The following is a 15390-nucleotide window of genomic DNA, read 5'->3' on the forward strand; positions in this document are numbered from 1 at the left end:
TCTCGATACGACGGACGCCTTCGGCGTGACGCACTCGACCTGGCCGCACGCTCGCGCGCTGGGCGCGCTCGGTGCGTCTCAAATCAGCCCGAGCTCCTTGACCGCGTCGCGCTCCTCGACGAGCTCGGCGGCGGTGGCGTCCATCTTGCCGCGGCTGAACTCGTCGATCTCGAGGCCCTGGACGATCTCCCAGTCGCCGTTCGACGTGGTGACCGGGTACGAGTAGATGAGGCCCTCGGGGACGCCGTAGGAGCCGTCGGACACGACGGCCATGGAGGCCCAGTCACCCTCCGGCGTGCCGTGCAGCCAGTCGCGGGCGGCGTCGATGGTGGCCGACGCGGCGGACGCGGCCGAGGACGCACCGCGCGCCTCGATGATGGCGGCGCCGCGCTTGGCGACGGTGGGGATGAAGTCGTTCTCGATCCAGTCGCGGTCGTCGACGACCTCGGCGGCGTTGCGGCCGCCGATCTCGGCGTGGAACACGTCCGGGTACTGGGTGGCCGAGTGGTTGCCCCAGATCGTCATCTTGGTGATGTCGGCGACCTTGGAGCCGGTCTTCGCGGCCAGCTGCGAGAGGGCGCGGTTGTGGTCGAGGCGCGTGAGGGCGCTGAACCGCTCCTTCGGGATGTCCGGGGCGTTCGACATGGCGATGAGCGCGTTGGTGTTGGCCGGGTTGCCGGTGACGCCGATGCGGATGTCGTCGGCGGCCACCTCGTTGAGGGCCTTGCCCTGCGCGGTGAAGATCGCGCCGTTGGCCTCGAGCAGGTCGCCGCGCTCCATGCCCTTGGTGCGCGGGCGGGCGCCGACGAGGAGCGCCAGGTTGGCGCCGTCGAAGATGGTGTTGGCGTCGTCGCCGATCTCGACGGAGTCGAGGGTGGTGAACGCGCAGTCGTCGAGCTCCATCACGACGCCCTCGAGCGCCTTGAGCGCCGGCGTGATCTCCAGCAGACGCAGCTGCACCGGGGTGTCGGGGCCGAAGAGGGCTCCGCTCGCGATGCGGAAGAGAAGGCTGTAGCCGATCTGGCCTGCCGCGCCGGTGACGGCGACCTTGACGGGGGTGGTGCTCACGTAAACGCTCCTAGCATCTGGGGACCATCCGAAACTAGCGCAGCCCCTCCGGGCCCTCCGCGCCGGTCGGATAAGTTCACGTCATGGCCACGATCATCTACACGCACACCGACGAGGCGCCGCTGCTGGCGACGTACTCGTTCCTCCCGGTCATCGAGGCGTACGCCTCCACCGCCGGGGTCGCCGTCGAGACGCGCGACATCTCGCTCTCCGGCCGCATCATCGCCCAGTTCGCCGACCGTCTGCCCGAGGACCAGCGCATCGACGACGCGCTGGCCGAGCTCGGGGCGCTGGCCAAGACGCCCGAGGCCAACATCATCAAGCTGCCCAACATCAGCGCCTCCATCCCGCAGCTCAAGGCGGCCATCAAGGAGCTGCAGGACCAGGGCTACGCGCTGCCCGACTACCCGGACAGCCCCGCCACCGACGAGGACCGCGACGTCCGCGCCCGCTACGACGCGGTGAAGGGCAGCGCGGTCAACCCGGTGCTCCGCGAGGGCAACTCCGACCGCCGCGCCCCGGCGTCGGTCAAGAACTACGCGCGCTCGCACCCGCACTCGATGGGCGCCTGGAGCCCGGACTCGAAGACCAACGTGGCCACGATGGGTGCCGACGACTTCCGCTCCAACGAGAAGTCCGTCGTCCTCGAGTCCGACGACACCCTGACCATCCAGCACGTCGCGCCCGACGGCACGGTCACCGTGCTCAAGGAGTCGGTCCCGGTGCTCGCGGGCGAGGTCGTCGACGGCACGGTCATGCGGGCCGCCGCCCTCGACGCCTTCCTGACGGAGCAGGTGCAGCGGGCCAAGGACGAGGGCGTGCTCTTCTCGGTCCACCTGAAGGCCACGATGATGAAGGTCTCGGACCCGATCATCTTCGGCCACGTCGTGAAGGCGTTCCTGCCGGCCGTCTTCGACCAGTACGGCGACGAGCTCGCGGCCGCGGGCCTCAGCCCGAGCGACGGCCTCGGCTCGATCCTGACCGGCCTCGAGAAGGTCCAGAACGGTGCCGAGATCAAGGCCGCCATCGAACAGGGGCTGTCCGACGGACCCGCGCTCGCGATGGTCGACTCGGACCGCGGCATCACCAACCTGCACGTGCCGAGCGACGTCATCGTCGACGCGTCGATGCCCGCGATGATCCGCACGTCCGGCCACATGTGGGGCCCGGACGGCGAGGAGGCCGACACGCTCGCCGTCATCCCCGACAGCAGCTACGCCGGCGTGTACCAGGCCGTGATCGACGACTGCCGCGCGAACGGCGCCCTGGACCCCACCACGATGGGCTCGGTGCCCAACGTCGGCCTGATGGCGCAGGCCGCCGAGGAGTACGGCAGCCACGACAAGACGTTCGAGATCGGCGGCGAGGGCGTCGTGCAGGTCGTGAACACGGCCGGCGACGTCCTGGTCGAGCACGACGTGCAGGCCGGTGACATCTGGCGCGCCTGCCAGACCAAGGACGTGCCGATCCGCAACTGGGTCGAGCTCGCCGTCACTCGCGCCCGCGCGTCCGACACCCCGGCCGTCTTCTGGCTGGACCCGACCCGCGCCCACGACGCGAACCTGATCGAGAAGGTGAAGCAATACCTTCCTGAGCACGACACGGACGGCCTGCAGATCGAGATCATGCCCCCGGCCGAGGCGTGCGCGTTCTCGCTCGAGCGCATCCGCAAGGGCGAGGACACCATCAGCGTCACCGGCAACGTGCTGCGCGACTACAACACCGACCTGTTCCCGATCCTCGAGCTCGGCACCAGCGCGAAGATGCTGTCGATCGTGCCGCTGATCAACGGCGGCGGCCTGTTCGAGACCGGCGCCGGCGGGTCGGCTCCCAAGCACGTGCAGCAGCTCGTCAAGGAGAACCACCTGCGCTGGGACAGCCTCGGCGAGTTCCTCGCCCTCGCGTCGAGCTTCGAGCACCTCGCGACCACCACGGGCAACGCCCGCGCGCAGATCCTCGCCGACACCCTGGACCGCGCCACCGGCACGTTCCTGGAGGAGAACAAGTCGCCGAGCCGCAAGGCCGGCGAGATCGACAACCGCGGCAGCCACTTCTACCTGGCGCTCTACTGGGCGCAGGAGCTTGCGTCGCAACAGGAGGACGCCGACCTCGCCGCGGCCTTCGCGAAGGTGGCCGAGGACCTCGCCGCGAACGAGTCGGCGATCGCCGAGGAGCTGCTCGCCGTGCAGGGCTCGCCCGCCGACATCGGCGGCTACTACCGGCCCGACGACGCCAAGGCGAGCGCCGTGATGCGCCCGTCGGAGACCTTCAACGGGATCCTCGCGACCCTTGCCTGACGCGCTGGACGGCCTCGAGCTGCGGCGGGTACGGCTCGAGGACGCCTCGGCGCTCGCCGAGGCGTACCGGGTGAACGCGGAGCACCTCGCTCCGTGGGAGCCGCGGCGCTCGCCCGACTTCTTCACCGACGCGGGTCAGCGCATCGAGATCACCCGTCAGCTGATGGCGGTCGAGAACGGCCTCGTCGAGGCATGGGTCGTGCTCGAGGGCGACCGCGTGGTCGCCCGGCTGAACGTCAACAACATCATCCGCGGCGTCCTCCTGTCGGCGAGCCTGGGCTACTGGGTCGCCGCCACCCACGTCGGCCGCGGGATTGCCGGTGCGATGGTGCAGCACGCGATCGACCGGGCCGACGACCTCGGGCTGCATCGGCTCGAGGCCGCGACGTTGCCGGAGAACGCCGCGTCGCAGGCCGTGCTGCGCCGTCACGAATTCGTCGAGTTCGGCCGCGCGCCGCAGATGCTCTACATCGCGGGGGAGTGGCAGGACCAGGTGCTGTTCCAGCGGATCCTCAACGACCGGCCGGCCGGACCGGCCGTTCCCTAGCCGCGCAGCGCCTTCTCCACCTCGGTCCAGCCGCGGGCGCGGGCCTTGAGCCGAACCTCGCCGAGCATCTCGGTGAGGTCGGCCGCCCGAGCGGCGATGGCGTGCGTGGCCTCCTGCCCGACATCGGCCAGCACGCGGGTGACGACCTCGCCGTCGTCGCGCTGGGCCCAGCCGCCGACGATCCGGCCGTCGACCCACACGGTGGGTCCGGCGTTGCCGTTGGCGTCGTAGACCTGCTCGCGGTGCTCGCCCAGCAGCCAGTCGCGGTGCTTCCAGCCCATCGAGGACGGGTCGAGCGCGGGCAGCAGGGCGACCCAGGCGGGAGCCTCCACCGGCTCGACGTCGTCCGCGAGCACCACGCCGGGGCCCTGGTCGAGCTCGACCTCGACCAGGTCGAGCGTCTCGAGCGCCGCCTTCGTGCGCGACTTGGTCCAGCCGGTCCACCACTGCAGGTCGTCCGGGGTGGCCGGCCCGTACCGCTCCATCCACCACCGGGCCAGCTGCGCCGCCGCATCCGCGGTGTCGGGTCGCTCGACGGGGCCCAGCCAGGCCTCGGCGGTGGACCACCGGAACTGGGTGGACGTCCAGCCGCCGCGCGGCCGGGCGCGCATCACCGAGCCGTCGGCCGACATCAGCGTCAGCAGCCGGCTGGCGACGCTCACCTCGGCCGACCACTTGCCCGACCCGGCCTTCACCCGCGAGCCCAGCATGGGGTCGGCGGCGGCGAGCTCGGGGCCGGTGACCTCGCCGGCCTCGGCGATGACGGCCAGGGCGGCCGCCTCGGCCTTCTCGATCCACGGCTCCGGGTCGGCGGTGACGCCCGACTCCACGAGCATCTTGGCCAGCAGTGTCCGTTGCTGTCTCGCGACGACGTCGCCGGCGCCGGCCAGCACCACGGTGGCGTTCTCGCGCGGCACGGCGAACACCGTGCGGCGCATGGCGAGCACGCGGACGAGCGCCTTGTCGTCGTAGAGCGTCCGCTCCATGTCGGCGGGGGAGGCACCGTCCGTCCGGGCGAGCGCCGACAGGACCGTGGTGGCGGGATCCGTGCCGTGCAGCGCCACCACCGCGCGAGCGGCCTCGACGACATCGGGGGCGGGCGCGGCGAGAGCATGACGGACACCGAGTCGCGCTCGGCGCTCGTCGGGCGTGATGTGGCGCACGGGCCCAGCCTGTCACTGCCCGCCGACGGAATAGTGCGCCGACCAGTGGTCTTGACCACCACGTGACGACTCTCGAGACCGTGCGACGCATCCGCGCCTCCCACGCCGGCCTCGCGATCCTCGCGCTGGCTCTTGGCGGGTTCGCCATCGGCACCACGGAGTTCGTCACGATGGGCCTGCTGCAGGACATCTCCGAGGGCATCGACGAGTCGATCCCGCGCACCGGCCACATCATCACCGCGTACGCGTTCGGCGTCGTGGTCGGCGCCCCGGTCATCGTGTCGCTCGCCGCCCGCCTGCCGCGGCGCGAGCTGGCCGTCGGGCTCGTCCTGGCGCTCGGCGTCGGCAACGCGCTGACCGCCCTCGCCCACGGGTACTGGCAGGTCATGGGCGCTCGGTTCATCGCGGGCCTGCCGCACGGCGCCTACTTCGGCGTCGCGTCACTGCTCGCCGCGTCGCTGGTGACGCCGGAGCGTCGGGGGCGTGCGGTGAGCCGGGTGATGCTCGGCCTCTCGGTCGCCACCGTCGTGGGCGTGCCCGCCAGCACGTGGCTCGGGCAGAACCTGGGCTGGCGCAGCGCCTACTGGCTCGTCCTCGGCATCACCGTCGTGGCCGGCGCGCTCGTGCTGGCGTTCGTGCCGCACGCGCCCGGCAACCCTGGCGCGTCCGTCCGGGGTGAGCTCCAGGCGCTGAAGTGCTCGCAGGTCCTCTTCGCCGTCTCCGCCGGCATGATCGGCTTCGGCGGCGTCTTCGCGATGTACAGCTACGTCGGGCCCATCGTCACCGACGTCACCGAGCTCTCGCGGTCGGCGATCCCGTGGTTCCTGTTCTTCTTCGGCGTCGGGTCGGTGCTCGGCTCGTGGCTGGCCGGGGTCCTGGCCGACTGGGACGTCGAGCGGTCGGTGCTGGCCGGGTTCGTCGCGCTGGCCGCCACCCTCGTCGTGCTGTCCATGACGGCCGGCACCCCGGCGAGCGCCGCCGCCCTGGTCTTCGTCATCGGCGTGCTGGGGTCGGTGCTCGCCATCACGCTGCAGATGCGCCTTATGCACGCGGCGGGCGACGCGCAGATGCTCGGCGCCGCGCTCAACCACTCCGCGCTCAACGTGGCCAACGGCCTCGGGGCGTGGGTCGGCGCGGTCGTCATCGACGCCGGGTGGGGCTACCGGGCGCCGAGCGTCGTGGGTGCCGGTCTCGCCGTGCTCGGCCTGCTGATCTTCGCGGCCGGCCTCCGGACTCAGGCCGTGACGAGCCGCCCGGCCACCGCGAGGTCGTAGCCGGCGCACATCGCCGGGTACCAGCTCGGGATGGCGGAGTCGCGTCCCGGGTCGTGCAGCATGTCGAACGCCGCGTGCGCGGCCCAGCCGGCGGCGACGAGGTTACGGGTGCGCGTGGACCGCTCCTGCGCCGCCATCGACGCGACGGCGCCTGCGGCGACGAGCCCCGCGACCTCGCGCAGCAGCGGTCCGCCGAACGACCGCCTGCGCCGCGCGATCGGGTAGATCGCGGCGGCGGTGACGAGCCCGGCGGCCAGTGCGAGCGTGCGGTGCCTCGGCGCCAGCTTCTCGACGAGGACGTCGGTCCCGACGCCGGCCACGGCGCCGACGGCTGCGCTGACGGGTTGCTCCATGCCGTCACAGTAGCCGCCGACACCGCTGCCGGGCGCCCTCAGCGTGGGCCCGGCCTCCCGAAGCCGCCGCCGAGGATCTTGGCGTTGAACGCCTTCAGCACCGACGCCTTGTCGGCCTTCGTCAGGGTCCCGTCCTCGACGGCCTTGTCGAGGGGCTTCACCAGGTCGGCTCGGACCTCCTTGCGCACCTCGTCGCGGTCGACGCGGCCGGGGCGGTGCTGGTCGCGCACGGCGTCGAGCGCGTCCTTGACCTTGCTCTCGGAGACCCCGAGCTCCTTCGCCAGCGACTTCGCCAGGTCCCCGCGCTCGGCACGGTGAGGTGCGCCGGGGTGGACGCCCAGGTCCGGGCCGTCGCTGTCGGCCGAGGCCAGGGCCACGCCGCCGACCGCGAGCCCGAGGCTCGCCACGATGCCGGCGATGCCGATCCGTACTGCTGTCGATCTGTCCATGATGGTTCCGTTCTTCAGGGGGTGTCCCTTCGAACGGTGACTCCGAACCCTGTGACGACGCTGGGCGTCACCTGTGGAGATGCTGAGGTGTCGGGATCAGGACGACGGGCCGTCCGGCTCGGTGCGGCTGGGAGGACGCGGCGAGTCGTCGCCCGCGGCCTCCTGGATCGCCTTGTTCGTGAGCCGCTTGACCCGGGTCCGGCGCTGCCGGCGGGTCGGGATCATGGACCGCATCTCCTCGAGCTTGCCGAAGCACAGCAGCCGGTCGCCGGCCTCCAGCTCCAGCGAGCCGCGCGGGTTCGGGATGACCCGGGTGCCGCGGTGGACGGTCAGGGTCGTGATGTCGCGCTCGCGCAGGCCGGAGTCGTCGAGGGTCGTGCCGACGAGGTCGGACGCCGCCTGGACGACGATCTCGGCCACGCCGTAGCCGGTGGAGACCGTCAGCCGCTGCCGCACGTCGATCTCGGGGAACGCGACCTGGTTGTCGACGTAGTCGATGATCGCTCCCGCGACGTCGAGCTTCGTGGCCTCCTCGATGCCCTGCAGTCCGGGGGAGGAGTTGACCTCCATGACGAGCGGTCCGCGCCGGCCCTCGAGCATGTCGACGCCGGCGACGCGCAGTCCCATGATCTGCGCCGAGCGGACGGCGGCCTCCTCGTACGCCTCGTCGAGCTCCACCCGCTCCACGGTGCCGCCGCGGTGGACGTTCGAGCGGAACTCGTCGCCCTGGGCGGTCCGTCGCATCGCCGCCACGACGCGGTCGCCGACGACGAGGGCGCGGATGTCGCGACCCTTGCTCTCCTTCACGAAGCGCTGGATCAGGACGTTCTGGCGGGTGCTCTGCAGCGTCTCGATGATCGCCTCGGCCACCTTGATGGTCGGGGCGAGAATGACGCCGATGCCCTGGGTGCCCTCGAGCAGCTTGATGACCACGGGGGCGCCGCCGACCCGCTCGATCGCCGCGATCACGTCCTTGCGGTCGCGGACGAACGTGGTGGCCGGCATCTCGATGTTGTGCCGCGACAGGATCTGCGTGGCCCGCAGCTTGTCGCGGGAGTTCGCGATGCCGTACGACGTGTTCGGCGTGTACACGTCCATCTGCTCGAACTGCCGCACCACCGCGGTGCCGAAGTACGTGATGGAGCTTCCGATGCGCGGCAGGACGGCGTCGTAGTGCGACAGCTGCTTGCCCCGGTACTGCAGGTCGGGCTCGTCGTCGGACAGGTCGATCGCGAAGCGCAGCGTGTTGAGGACCTTCACCTCGTGGCCCCGGTCCAGGGCCGCCGCTCGGAGTCGCTGGGTGCTGTACGCGCGGGGCGACCGGGAGAGGATGGCGAGCTTCATGCGGTGTGCCTGCGAGGATGGGCCTGTGTCACCACCTCATTCAAACATCGTTGCCGGATGGCGCGAGTGGGTGAGCCTCCCGGACCTCGGCGTCCCGTGGATGAAGGCGAAGCTCGACACCGGGGCCCGCTCGTCGGCCCTGCACGCCTTCGACATCGAGGAGGTCGTGCGCGACGGCGAGGACTGCGTGCGATTCCGGGTACAGCCGTGGCAGCGGTCGTCCGACGACGCCGTCGAGGCCGAGCTGCCGGTGCACGACCGGCGTCGCGTGCGCAGCTCGTCCGGACACATCGAGGAGCGGGTCGTGGTGCTGATGGACGTCGAGCTGGTGGGCCGCGCGGTCACCGCCGAAGTCACCCTGAGCCGGCGCGACGAGATGGGGTTCCGCATGCTGATCGGCCGCGAGGCGCTGCGCGGCGCCTACGTCGTCGACCCCGGCCGGTCGTACCTCGGCGGCCGCCCGAAGAAGCGCGAGCGTCGCAAGAACCGGGGCCGCTGATGGTGCGTGAGTCCTTCGCCATCGGGTCGGTGCGCGTCCGGGCCGGTGCGGCGCGCGACCTCGCCCTGCCCATCACCCGCCTCGTCACCGGTGCCGACGTCGACCTGCCCGTCCGGGTGCTGCACGGCCGCGAGGACGGACCGACGGTCTGGGTGAACGCGGCCATCCACGGCGACGAGGTGGTCGGCGTCGAGGTCATCCGGCAGGTGCTCGCCGGCCTGTCGGCGAAGACGCTGCGCGGGACCCTCATCGCGGTGCCGATCGTCAACGTGCACGGCTTCATGATCGGCTCGCGCTACCTGCCCGACCGCCGCGACCTCAACCGCTCGTTCCCCGGCTCCCCCCGCGGCTCGCTCGCCGCCCGCATCGCGCACCTGATGATGACCGAGGTGGTGGCCAAGTGTGAGGTCGGCATCGACCTGCACACCGGCTCCGACCAGCGCTCCAACCTCCCGCAGATCCGCGCCGACCTCGACGACCCGCGCACCCGTGACCTCGCCGAGGCGTTCGCCGCCCCGGTCATGCTGAACGCCCGGCTGCGCGACGGCTCGCTGCGGCACGCCGCCCGCGAGCACGGCGCGACGGTGCTGCTCTACGAGGCCGGCGAGGCCCGCCGCTTCGACGACTGGGCCGTCGACGCCGGGGTGGACGGCGTCCGCCGGGTGCTCGCGCGCCTCGACATGATCGACGCCGAACCCGGGGAGGATCCACCCCCGAGCGTCGCGTGCGACCGCAGCGGCTGGGTCCGCGCCCGCGGCTCGGGAATCCTGCACCTCGACGTGCACCTCGGCCAGGAGGTCGAGCAGGGCCAGCGTCTCGGCGGCCTGTCCGACTCGTTCGGCCGCCGCGTCCGCCTCGTCCACGCCGACCGCACCGGCATCGTCGTCGGCCGCACCGAGGCGCCCCTGGTCAACAGCGGCGACGCCGTGGTGCACATCGCCGAGCGGGACTAGGCGAACACGACGGTCCGGGGGCCGTTGAGGAGGACGCGGGACTCGGCGTGCAGCTGGACCGCCCGGGAGAGGGTCTGCGACTCGACGTCGCGGCCGGCGCGGGCGAGGTCGGCGGGGGTCATGCGGTGGTCCACCCGCAGGACGCCCTGGTCGATGATCGGGCCCTCGTCGAGGTCGTTGGTGACGTAGTGGGCGGTGGCGCCGATGAGCTTCACGCCGCGGTCGTGCGCCTGGTGGTACGGGCGTGCGCCCTTGAAGCTCGGCAGGAAGCTGTGGTGGATGTTGATGGCGCGGCCGGCGAGCGCGGTGCACGTGGCGTCGGAGAGCACCTGCATGTAGCGAGCCAGGACGACGAGGTCGACGTCCAGCTCGTCGACGAGCTCGAGCAGGCGGGCCTCGGCCGCCGGCTTGGACTCCGGCGTGACCGGCACGTGGTGGAACGGAACATCGAAGCGAGCCACGAGGCGCTCGAGGTCGGCGTGGTTCGAGACCACGGCCGGCACGACGATGTTCAGTCCGCCGGTGGACTGCCGGAACAGCAGGTCGTTGAGGCAGTGCCCGTCCTTCGACGCCATGACCAGGGTGCGCAGCGGCCGCTCGGCCTCGACGATCGTGACGTCCATCGAGTGCTCCTGCGCCACCGGCTGCATCCCGGTGCGCAGGGCCTCGAGGTCCTGACCGGTCTCGAAGTGGACCCGCAGGAAGAACTCACCGTCGCTGGTGTCGGTGAACTGCTGGCTGTCGAGGATGTTGCCGCCACCTTCGGCGATCCACCGCGTGACCGCGTAGACCAGTCCGGGCCGGTCCGGGCACGAGAGCGTGAGGACGAAGGTGGGCGGCACGCTAGGCCTCCGCGGCGGGAGCCGGTGCCGCCGGCCGGGTCGCGTGGGCCGGCCGGGCGAACATCGCGGCGACGATCAGCCCGAGAGCCAGCGCGACGGCCGGCAGGACCACCGACTGCGCCATGGCGTCGGCGAACGGCCCGGCGACCTCTGCCGGGAGCTTCTGCCCGGCCGTCTGGGCGCCCTCCATGGAGCCGGAGAAGCTCGGCAGGTTGGCGGACAGACGGGCCTCCATGAGCGCCGCGATGGCCGCGCTGCCGAGCACCGCACCCACCTGGCGCGTCGTGTTGTAGACGCCCGCTCCCGCCCCGGCCGACGCCATCGGCAGGTTGCGGGTGGCGGTGGCGGACAGTGGCGCCCAGAGGAACGCGTTGCCGACGCCGAACAGGGCCATCGGCACGAGGATCTCCCAGACGGCGCTGCCGACGGTGGTGACCTGGATCAGCCAGAACAGTGCCACCGACGACGCGGCGAATCCGGTGCCGACCAGGTAGCGCGGGTGCAGCCGGTCGGTGAGTCGGCCGACGAACGGCGCCAGGATGCCGGTGACCAGGGCCATCGGCACCAGCAGCAGCGCCGACTTGGTGGGGCTCAGACCGCGCACCGCCTGCGCGTAGAACATGAACGGCAGCGCCATGGACGTGATGGCGAACGAGACGAGCGAGATGCCGGCGTTGGCCAGGGAGAAGTTGCGGTCGCGGAACAGGCCGAGCGGCACGAGCGGCTCGCGCTGGATCCGGCTCTGCCACCACAGGAACGCGGCGAGGATGAGGAGCCCGAGCGCGATGAGCAGCGGCACCGAGATGATGCCGGTCATCGTGCCCCAGTCGTACTTCTCGCCCTCCTGGATCCCGAACACCAGGCAGAACATGCCGACGGCGCTGAGGCCGACGCCCACCCAGTCGAACGTGTGCGAGTGCGTCTCCAGCGACGGCACCAGACGCCAGGCCATGACGAAACCGACGATCCCGACCGGGACGTTGATGAAGAAGATCCACTCCCAGCCGGCGCCGTCGACGAGCACGCCGCCGAGGATCGGGCCGACCAGGGTGGCCATGCCGGCCGTGGCGCCCCAGAGCGCCATGGCGCTGCCGCGATTGGCGGCCGGGAACGTGCGGGTGATGACGGCCATGGTCTGCGGGGTCATCATCGACGCGCCCAGGCCCTGCACGACGCGGGCGGTGATCAGCATCTCGATCGAACCGGTGAGCCCGCACCACAGCGACGACAGGGTGAAGATCGTGAGCCCGATCAGGTAGACGTTCTTGGGGCCGTACCGGTCGCCGAGCCGGCCGGTGACGAGCAGCGGCACGGCGTACGCGAGCAGGTAGGCGCTGGTGACCCAGATGACGCTGCCGACGTCGGTCTTCAGGTCGTCGAGGATGGCGGGCGTCGCGACGGACACGATGGTGTTGTCGACGAGGATCATGAAGAAGCCGATGACCATCGCCCAGAGGGCGGGCCAGGGGTTCACCCCGGCGGGCTGGTCGGTGGTGGCGTCAGGTTCGCGGACGGTCATGGGAAGCGATTCTGCTCCTGTCCGCCAACACATCGCTGCTCAGGGCCGCAGAACCTCGTAGGTGTTGAGGTCGTCGAAGGTCCCGTCGCCGAGCTGCTCGGCCGCGGTCTCGGTGCCGACGAGGCGGAAGCCGGCCGCGACCGCGACCCCGTTGCTCGCCGCGTTGGTGGCAGCGGCGTGGAGGGACACCCGGTGCCGATCGAGCCCGGCCGGGTCGAACGCGTGCTGGACGACGGCGCGGACGGCCTCGGTCATGATCCCGCGCCCGCGGGCGTCCGGGTGCATCCAGTAGCCGACCTCCGCGTCCGTGGGGCTGTGCAGCTTCATGAGGGCGACGGTGCCCAGCAGCTGGTCGTCGGCCCGGTCCGCGACCGCCCAGGTGATCTTGGTGCCGCGCGCCTCGCGCCAGCTGACGTCGTGCAGGAACTCCCGTGCGGACTCCGTCGTGTACGGGTGCGGCAGGTTCCGCAGCCACTGCCGCGACGCAGGATCGGAGCAGGCCTCGACGATCCGCGGGGTGTCGTCGTCGCGGAGCGGTCGCAGCCGGAGCCGTTCGGTCTCCAGGGCTGTCGCCTCGGCCCACGGCACGTCGGGCAGTGGGGCGTCGCCGAACCGCCGCGACGCCGTCCACGCGTCGATCACCTGACCGCGCTCGTGCAGGATCCCCGGCGTGATGCCGTGCAAGGTGAAGCCGGTCCGGTGCGCCACGCGCAGCGACGCGACGTTCCCGACGTGCGCCCGCCAGTGGACGATCTCGACGCCGCCGTGGGTGAAGGCCCAGTCGGTGGCGAGCCGGACGGCCCGCACCATCAGGCCACGTCCGCGAGCCGAGGGGTGGAGGGCGAAGCCGATGTCGGCGATCGGCATCCCGCGGACGTCGACGTTGCCGACGTACCCGCCGTCGGCCTCGATGGCCCAGCACCGGTTCGTGCCCTGGTCCCAGCCCTTCGGGATGACGGCGAACGCGAACTCCTCGGTACCCGCGCGCGTCTGTTCCTCCGGGACGGACGTCCAGCGCACCATCTCGGGGTCCTGGGCCATCTCGAGCATCGCGTCGACGTCGGCGCGGACGTGCGCGCGGAGCGTGACGACCCCGTCGGTCAGGACCGGGACGCTCAGAGGCCAAGCAAGGGTCATCCCTCGGCGCGGAACGGGTCGGCCGGGTAGACGCCGAGGATCTTGACCTCGGTCGTGAAGAAGGTCAGCTCCTCGAGCGCCCGCTTGACCCCGATGTCCTCGGGGTGGCCGTCGACCTCGGCGAGGAACTGGGTGGCGGTGAACTCGCCGCCGACCATGTAGCTCTCCAGCTTGGTCATGTTGACGCCGTTGGTGGCGAAGCCGCCGAGCGCCTTGTAGAGCGACGCCGGCAGGTTGCGCACGTTGAAGATGAAGCTCGTGACGACGGGACCCTGGCCGCGGGGCGCCTCCACCATCTCCGGCGACAGCACGACGAACCGGGTGGTGTTGTGGTCCTCGTCCTCGACGTCCTCGGCGAGGATCTCGAGGCCGTAGATCTCGGCGGCGAGCGGCGGCGCGATGGCGGCCTGCGTGACGTCCTGCGCGTCGGCGATCTCGCGCGCGGCGCCGGCGGTGTCGCCGGAGATGATCGGTGTCAGGCCGTGCTCGCGGATGACGCGACGGCACTGTCCGAGCGCGTGCACGTGGCTGTGCACCGTCTTGATGGTCTCGAGGCTCGAGCCCGGCACCGCCATGAGGTTGAACTGGATGCGCAGGAAGTGCTCGGCGATGATGTGCAGCCCGGACGTCGGCAGGAAGTGGTGGATGTCGGCGACGCGGCCGGCGATCGAGTTGTCGATCGGGATCAGCGCGAGCTCGGCGTCACCGTTCTCGACGGCGGCGAAGACGTCCTCGAACGACGCGCAGGCCACGGCCTCCCACTCGGGGTAGTGCTGCTTGCACACGATGTGGGAGTTGGCGCCGGGCTCGCCCTGGTACGCGATGCGTCGTGCGGTCACGCCTCTAGTCTCGCACCGTCGGACGGGTGGACGACGAAGATGTCCGGCGCCGGCCAGCCGACGGAGTCGTAGCGCTGCTCCACCAGTTCGCGCACGGGCCGGACCCGGTCCTGCGGCACGAGCGCCACGGCGCTGCCGCCGAAGCCGCCGCCGGTCATGCGGGCGCCGAGCGCGCCGGCCTCGAGCGCGGCGTCGACGGCGACGTCCAGCTCGGCGCAGCTGACCTGGAAGTCGTCGCGGAGCGACGCGTGCGACGCGGTGAGCATCGTGCCGAGCTGGGTCCACGCACCGGACTCGACCGCCCGCAGCGCCCCGCGGACTCGCGCGGTCTCGGTGATGACGTGCCGCGTGCGGGCCTTGAGGGTCTCGTCCTCGATCCGCAGGATCGCGTCCGGCCCCGCCTCAGCCAGGTGGTCGAGCCCCAGCAGGGCCGCGGCCTCCTCGCACTCACGCCGACGGTCGGCGTAGCCGCTGGTGCCGTGCTCGTGCGACGCCCCGGTGACGATCACGACGAGGGCCAGGCCGTCGGCCTCGACGTCGATCGGCACCTCGCGCACGGACGGCGGGTCGGTGGCGCAGTCGACGAGCACCGCGTGCCCGGCGCGACCGTGCAGCACGGCGAGCTGGTCCATCAGCCCGGTCGGTGCCCCCGACGTCTCGTGCTCGGCCTGCTGCGACGCCTTCGCCACGTCCATCCGGCTCAGCCCGAGCGACCCGAGCTCGTCGAGCGCGCTCGCCACGCCGCACGTGAGCGCTGCCGACGACGACAGCCCCGCGCCGACCGGCAGGTCGGACTCCACCACCAGGTCGGCGCCGCGGGCACCCGGCACCGCCCGCACCACCCCGGCGACCAGAGCCGCCCAGTCATCGGTCGACTCCCCGACGGTGAACGACGCCTTGCGCCCATCACTCCACACGTTCACCGTGTCGTCGTCGCGAGCCCGCGCCTTGAGCGTCAGACCGCGGTCGATGGCGAACGGGAGGGCCGGTCCGCCGGAGTAGTCGAGGTGCTCCCCGATGAGGTTGACCCGCCCCGGGATCCGCCATGTGCGCACGTCAGCCATGGCGTGAGCCTACGGGCGGAAGACCTGGACTGGCCTGGCAGA

At 71.7% G+C, this 15390-nt stretch carries 15 protein-coding genes; 5 read left to right on the plus strand and 10 right to left on the minus strand.

Annotated elements, in window-relative coordinates:
• Positions 1–78: 78 nt before the first annotated feature.
• The gene (locus tag FHP06_RS14625; RefSeq protein ID WP_147687542.1) at positions 79–1068 is read right to left on the minus strand and encodes a malate dehydrogenase; all 990 of its coding nucleotides are present in this window, start codon (positions 1066–1068) and stop codon (positions 79–81) included.
• An 83-nt stretch (positions 1069–1151) separates the two neighbouring features.
• On the opposite strand from FHP06_RS14625, the gene FHP06_RS14630 reads away from it, so the two are divergent.
• Together FHP06_RS14630 and FHP06_RS14635 are read left to right on the plus strand one after the other, a co-directional pair.
• On the plus strand, positions 1152–3365 hold the full coding sequence (locus FHP06_RS14630) for an NADP-dependent isocitrate dehydrogenase (RefSeq protein WP_147687543.1): 2214 nt from the start codon (positions 1152–1154) through the stop codon (positions 3363–3365).
• The gene (locus tag FHP06_RS14635; protein ID WP_147687544.1) at positions 3358–3912 is read left to right on the plus strand and encodes a GNAT family N-acetyltransferase; all 555 of its coding nucleotides are present in this window, start codon (positions 3358–3360) and stop codon (positions 3910–3912) included. Before FHP06_RS14630 ends, FHP06_RS14635 begins: the two co-directional genes overlap by 8 nt.
• Here FHP06_RS14635 and FHP06_RS14640 read toward each other — a convergent pair.
• Positions 3909–5075, minus strand: a complete 1167-nt coding sequence (locus tag FHP06_RS14640; RefSeq protein WP_222706500.1) for a winged helix DNA-binding domain-containing protein — start codon at positions 5073–5075, stop codon at positions 3909–3911. The two genes, FHP06_RS14635 and FHP06_RS14640, sit on opposite strands and share 4 nt — an antisense overlap.
• Before the next feature lie 80 nt (positions 5076–5155).
• Between FHP06_RS14640 and FHP06_RS14645 the strand changes: the two genes are divergently transcribed.
• Positions 5156–6349 (plus strand): MFS transporter, encoded by a 1194-nt coding sequence (locus FHP06_RS14645; protein ID WP_230973530.1) that lies wholly within the window; start codon positions 5156–5158, stop codon positions 6347–6349.
• Here FHP06_RS14645 and FHP06_RS14650 read toward each other — a convergent pair.
• The 3 genes from FHP06_RS14650 to rimK form a co-directional block, all read right to left on the minus strand.
• Positions 6310–6702 carry a hypothetical protein gene (locus FHP06_RS14650; protein ID WP_147687545.1) on the minus strand — a complete coding sequence of 131 codons (393 nt, stop codon included), beginning with the start codon at positions 6700–6702 and terminating at the stop codon, positions 6310–6312. The two genes, FHP06_RS14645 and FHP06_RS14650, sit on opposite strands and share 40 nt — an antisense overlap.
• 38 nt (positions 6703–6740) lie before the next feature.
• Positions 6741–7151, minus strand: a complete 411-nt coding sequence (locus FHP06_RS14655; protein ID WP_147687546.1) for a hypothetical protein — start codon at positions 7149–7151, stop codon at positions 6741–6743.
• A 96-nt stretch (positions 7152–7247) separates the two neighbouring features.
• Positions 7248–8495, minus strand: coding sequence for a 30S ribosomal protein S6--L-glutamate ligase (rimK, locus tag FHP06_RS14660; protein ID WP_147687547.1), 1248 nt, complete (start codon positions 8493–8495; stop codon positions 7248–7250).
• On the opposite strand from rimK, the gene FHP06_RS14665 reads away from it, so the two are divergent.
• Positions 8494–8994, plus strand: a complete 501-nt coding sequence (locus FHP06_RS14665; protein ID WP_147687642.1) for an ATP-dependent zinc protease family protein — start codon at positions 8494–8496, stop codon at positions 8992–8994. The two genes, rimK and FHP06_RS14665, sit on opposite strands and share 2 nt — an antisense overlap.
• On the plus strand, positions 8994–9947 hold the full coding sequence (locus FHP06_RS14670; RefSeq protein WP_147687548.1) for a succinylglutamate desuccinylase/aspartoacylase family protein: 954 nt from the start codon (positions 8994–8996) through the stop codon (positions 9945–9947). The genes FHP06_RS14665 and FHP06_RS14670 overlap by 1 nt, the downstream gene beginning before the upstream one ends.
• Here the strand turns inward: FHP06_RS14670 and purU are convergent.
• Genes purU through galK form a run of 5 tightly spaced genes read right to left on the minus strand, consistent with a single transcriptional unit; the run spans position 9944 to position 15348 of the window.
• Positions 9944–10789, minus strand: a complete 846-nt coding sequence (purU, locus tag FHP06_RS14675; protein WP_147687549.1) for a formyltetrahydrofolate deformylase — start codon at positions 10787–10789, stop codon at positions 9944–9946. The two genes, FHP06_RS14670 and purU, sit on opposite strands and share 4 nt — an antisense overlap.
• A 1-nt stretch (position 10790) precedes the next feature.
• Positions 10791–12308, minus strand: coding sequence for an MFS transporter (locus tag FHP06_RS14680; RefSeq protein ID WP_147687550.1), 1518 nt, complete (start codon positions 12306–12308; stop codon positions 10791–10793).
• A 39-nt stretch (positions 12309–12347) separates the two neighbouring features.
• Positions 12348–13445: a GNAT family N-acetyltransferase gene (locus FHP06_RS14685; RefSeq protein ID WP_147687551.1), complete on the minus strand. Its 1098-nt coding sequence runs from the start codon at positions 13443–13445 to the stop codon at positions 12348–12350.
• Positions 13442–14284: a prephenate dehydratase gene (locus FHP06_RS14690; protein WP_147687552.1), complete on the minus strand. Its 843-nt coding sequence runs from the start codon at positions 14282–14284 to the stop codon at positions 13442–13444. The genes FHP06_RS14685 and FHP06_RS14690 overlap by 4 nt, the downstream gene beginning before the upstream one ends.
• A complete protein-coding gene (gene galK, locus FHP06_RS14695; protein ID WP_147687553.1) occupies positions 14281–15348 on the minus strand; it encodes a galactokinase in 1068 nt (355 codons plus the stop codon). Before galK ends, FHP06_RS14690 begins: the two co-directional genes overlap by 4 nt.
• Positions 15349–15390: the final 42 nt, after the last annotated feature.

This window comes from Aeromicrobium terrae, from assembly GCF_008039565.1.
Taxonomy (GTDB): Bacteria; Actinomycetota; Actinomycetes; order Propionibacteriales; family Nocardioidaceae; genus Aeromicrobium; species Aeromicrobium terrae.

Bases quoted from the DNA above. Each gene is read 5' to 3' on its own strand.
- FHP06_RS14630 (WP_147687543.1), top strand. From the start codon at position 1,152: ATGGCCACGATCATCTACACGCACACCGACGAGGCGCCGCTGCTGGCG.
- FHP06_RS14665 (WP_147687642.1), top strand. From the start codon at position 8,494: ATGCGGTGTGCCTGCGAGGATGGGCCTGTGTCACCACCTCATTCAAAC.
- FHP06_RS14680 (WP_147687550.1), bottom strand. From the start codon at position 12,308: ATGACCGTCCGCGAACCTGACGCCACCACCGACCAGCCCGCCGGGGTG.
- FHP06_RS14650 (WP_147687545.1), bottom strand. From the start codon at position 6,702: ATGGAGCAACCCGTCAGCGCAGCCGTCGGCGCCGTGGCCGGCGTCGGG.
- FHP06_RS14655 (WP_147687546.1), bottom strand. From the start codon at position 7,151: ATGGACAGATCGACAGCAGTACGGATCGGCATCGCCGGCATCGTGGCG.
- FHP06_RS14670 (WP_147687548.1), top strand. From the start codon at position 8,994: ATGGTGCGTGAGTCCTTCGCCATCGGGTCGGTGCGCGTCCGGGCCGGT.
- galK (WP_147687553.1), bottom strand. From the start codon at position 15,348: ATGGCTGACGTGCGCACATGGCGGATCCCGGGGCGGGTCAACCTCATC.
- rimK (WP_147687547.1), bottom strand. From the start codon at position 8,495: ATGAAGCTCGCCATCCTCTCCCGGTCGCCCCGCGCGTACAGCACCCAG.
- FHP06_RS14685 (WP_147687551.1), bottom strand. From the start codon at position 13,445: ATGACCCTTGCTTGGCCTCTGAGCGTCCCGGTCCTGACCGACGGGGTC.